Source organism: Dietzia sp. SLG310A2-38A2 (assembly GCF_014145095.1).
Classification (GTDB): Bacteria; Actinomycetota; Actinomycetes; order Mycobacteriales; family Mycobacteriaceae; genus Dietzia.
Genome location: NZ_JAALDX010000379.1, coordinates 1 through 3,309, shown reverse-complemented (window position 1 = coordinate 3,309; position 3,309 = coordinate 1). Strand labels below are relative to the sequence as shown.

The following is a 3,309-nucleotide window of genomic DNA, read 5'->3' as shown; positions in this document are numbered from 1 at the left end:
CGCGCTCGGCCTCGGCGGCGGGTTCGGTGGCACCCGGACCCCCGAGGCCGTGGAGGAGATGGTCGCCGTCGCGCGCACGGCCCTCACCTCGGAACCCGTCAGGAGGGCGGCCGCCCGCCCACACTGGGCGGAGTTGCCGGTCGCGGGGACTCTCGCCACGGCCGACGGCACGCCGGTGGCGGTGGACGGGGTGGTCGATCTGGTCGTGGACGAACCCGACGGGTCGCTGTCCGTCATCGACTACAAGACCGATGTGGCCGTCACCAGCGGGACCGTCGACGAGTACCTGATCCAGTTGTGCGCGTACGCCGAACTCCTGGCCACGACCACCGGCCGGACGGTGTCGCGCGTCGAGCTCGTGTTCTGCCGTGGAAACCGGGCCACCGTCATCGGACGGGACCTCAGCTGAGGTTCGTCCACACCACCCGGCCGTTCGTCGCGGCAGCGACCGCGGCGTCGCAGGGTTCGCCGGTGGTCAACGACTGATACAGCTCGACCAGCAGGTCGACGACCGAATCCCACACCCGGTGCAGTGGCTCGTCCCCGCCGTACGCCCAGACCGTTCCGGCGTCCGGCCCGTTCCGATAGGTGACTGCGTACCCGTACCCGCGTCGCTCCGCGATCGGCCACAGACGACCGGTCCAGGACGCCCCGGACCCTGGTTCCGAGCCCAGCCCGCCGACCGACATCGCGTGCTCGAATCTCCTCGCCTGGACATCGAACCCCTCGGCGGCGCCCAACGGTTCGGCGAACGGCAGCAGACCCTCGACCGAGTCCAGGCCCGTCCGGCGCAGATGCCAGAGCAGAGTCCGGATCCCCACCGAATCGTCGACACCGCAGCTGTCGAGGAGGCTCCCGGTCCGGCTGTCGGACGCCCGGGGATCATCGAGCCACGCACCGGGGACGCTCTCCACCTGCAGGAGGGCGGCGATCGCGTCGCACAGCTCCCCGACCTGCTCGTCGAGCACGACCGCGGCCTCGTCAACACGGCCGGACCGTGATCGACGAAAGACCTGGTCGGAGGAGCCGGCGGCGTCGGCGATCACGGACGGCGGACCGGTCGGACCCTGGCCCCGCTCGCCGTCCATCGCCCACCGGATCCGGTCGAGGGCTCCGTCGAACTCGGCCCCCCACCCCGACCGGGCCGCGGCCGAATCGGAGTCGGAGTCGGAGTCCTGGGCCGCGCGCATCGCGGACACCGGTTCCGGCGGTCGCGTCGACTGCGCCGCCGCGTCGACCTCGACCTCGTCCTCGACCTCGATCTCGACCCCGTCCTCCCGCATCGCCGGGATCGCCCCGGTGACATCGGCGAAGAGATCCAGCCGTGCACGGCGGCTGTCCCGCATCCGGTCGCGCTCGGACCGCGTGAACGACAGCACCGGAAGCGTGAGGAGCAGCGCGGCCTGCCTCCCGGAGAAGCCGAACCCCAGCTTGAGGGCACGTCGTGCGTCGACTGGGGATTCCGACCGCCGAATCGTCTCCATCACGGCGTCCAGGTCCTCACATGCCAGGAGTACCGCCTCGGCCTCGTCCCACGCCCTCCCGGCATCGTCCCCGGGCTCGAACCAGCCACCGACCGCACCCATAGCACCCACGCCAGTCCCCCGATCTTCTCCTGCAACAGAACAGACCCGGCCCCCACCGGATCCACGCCGAATCCTACGCCCGCCGACCCTCCCGTGGTCATGCAGCCACCGAGCCCCACGCAGCGCGGAATCCGGGGGGTTGTGACCGATCTCTCCGCGTTCTGCAGGACGCTGACCAGGACTTTCCGTTTTTCCAGCTGTTCCACAGGGACGGTAGAGGATTCCCCGGGAAACGGGACGTAGGGTCCTGGACATGAACGGACGACTGACGCTTGAGGGCGGGGACCGGAGCCGCTCCACCCCGGTGCCTCCTGCTGACGACGCCCCGGCGGCGCCTCACCCCGTCCGCGACGCCCCGGTGGATCACGGGGCGACCCCGGCCGCGGTCTTCCCGGCGCCGTTGACCACGGTCTCGGCCGCGGTGACGGGGGGATTGATCGGCCTCGGGGCGGTCTACGGCGTCGCGGCGCGCCTCGCCGACACTCTGGTCGGGGTGGCGGTACTCGTGGTGGTGTTCGCGCTGACCATGGCCGGTCCCAGGGTGCACTCCGTGGCCCGGTCCGAGGTGGGCCGCACCGTCGCGGTGGTCCTCGAGGCGATCGCCTTCGGCGGTGTCCTCGGCGCCGTCATCGTCCTGTTCTGAGCCGGGCCTCCAACTCCTCCACCAGGCCCTCCTCCACCCCGGCGCCGTCCACGAGGTATCGACGGATGTCCCCGAACTCTCTGCCCAACGCGGTCAGTGAACGCCGGATGTTGCTCTCCTCGACCCCGATGAGCACGTCGATCGCGTCGAGACGCTCGGGCATCTCCGCCCGGACGTACGCCCGGATGGAGGAGACGAAGTCGATCGACAGCTCGCGGGTCAGCATGTAGTCGGCGATCACGTCCTCTTCCCGTACCCCGGCGAGCAACTGCAGCACGGCGGAGGTCCAGCCCGTCCGGTCCTTCCCGGCCGTGCAGTGCACGATCGCCGGGCCCGTCGACCGCGCCACGGCGCTGACCACGCGGCCGAAACCGGTCCGCTCCTCGTCGCCGAGGACGAACCGCTCGTACATGGTCGCCGTCTCGCGCCGGGCGTCCTCCACGCTGAACGTCCCGGCCCCGGTGAAGGTGGCGGCGGAGGTGTTCCCGGCGAGGACGTCGATGGCCAGGTACTCGGCGCCGGCCGGGACCACATCGGGTTGTCTGGTGATCTCGTCGCCGGTCCGCAGGTCCACGATGGTGCTCACCCCGAGCCGTTCGAGCACCCCGAGGTCGTCCTCACCCACCGACAATGTCGTGGAACGGTAGACCAGACCGCGGGCCATGCTCCCGGACGGGTGGAGCGCGTAACCCGGGCCCGCGACGTCACGGAAGTTGTGCACGCTGGTGAGTCGGACGTCGCCGGAGACCGGTCCGGATGCGCCGACCTCAGCACCCACCTCCGCGATGACCTCGGCGTCGACCCCGGTAGTCATGCGCGCGTCTGCGCCCATCCCGCGTTCCCTTCGGCTCCCGCGCGCCCGGATGACGCACCACCCCTCCGTTCCTACCGGATCGCTGGTGCCGGTGCGAGGCGGCCTCCGCGGAAACGAATCTCACCGCGCTGCTGTCCCGCCCGTCACCTCGGGCCCGGTCGGCCAGGCCAGCGTGGTCGGGGTGGAACGACCCCTGAGGTCGACCGTCCCGCCCGCGGTCCAGCGCTCGGCCTCGGTGTCGGCGGCCGCCCGGAGCGCGGTCTCGG

4 protein-coding genes are annotated in these 3,309 nt (G+C 71.4%); 2 read left to right on the top strand and 2 right to left on the bottom strand.

The genetic code is table 11. The features are described from left to right. Positions 1-409: PD-(D/E)XK nuclease family protein (locus G6027_RS13265; protein WP_182637580.1), on the top strand; the 409-nt coding region annotated here is incomplete at its 5' end. On the opposite strand, the gene G6027_RS13260 is transcribed toward G6027_RS13265, so the two are convergent. Next, on the bottom strand, positions 402-1,586 hold the full coding sequence (locus G6027_RS13260) for a DNA gyrase subunit A (RefSeq protein WP_182637582.1): 1,185 nt from the start codon (positions 1,584-1,586) through the stop codon (positions 402-404). The two genes, G6027_RS13265 and G6027_RS13260, sit on opposite strands and share 8 nt — an antisense overlap. A 253-nt stretch (positions 1,587-1,839) precedes the next feature. On the opposite strand from G6027_RS13260, the gene G6027_RS13255 reads away from it, so the two are divergent. Continuing rightward, positions 1,840-2,229, top strand: coding sequence for a hypothetical protein (locus G6027_RS13255; RefSeq protein WP_182637579.1), 390 nt, complete (start codon positions 1,840-1,842; stop codon positions 2,227-2,229). On the opposite strand, the gene G6027_RS13250 is transcribed toward G6027_RS13255, so the two are convergent. Further along, positions 2,213-3,061: a tyrosine-protein phosphatase gene (locus G6027_RS13250; protein WP_241727109.1), complete on the bottom strand. Its 849-nt coding sequence runs from the start codon at positions 3,059-3,061 to the stop codon at positions 2,213-2,215. The genes G6027_RS13255 and G6027_RS13250 overlap by 17 nt on opposite strands. Positions 3,062-3,309: the final 248 nt, after the last annotated feature.

What these genes read in the sequence shown, in the direction of transcription:
- G6027_RS13260 (WP_182637582.1), bottom strand. Translation starts at nt 1,586, where the DNA reads ATGGGTGCGGTCGGTGGCTGGTTCGAGCCCGGGGACGATGCCGGGAGG.
- G6027_RS13250 (WP_241727109.1), bottom strand. Translation starts at nt 3,061, where the DNA reads ATGGGCGCAGACGCGCGCATGACTACCGGGGTCGACGCCGAGGTCATC.
- G6027_RS13255 (WP_182637579.1), top strand. Translation starts at nt 1,840, where the DNA reads ATGAACGGACGACTGACGCTTGAGGGCGGGGACCGGAGCCGCTCCACC.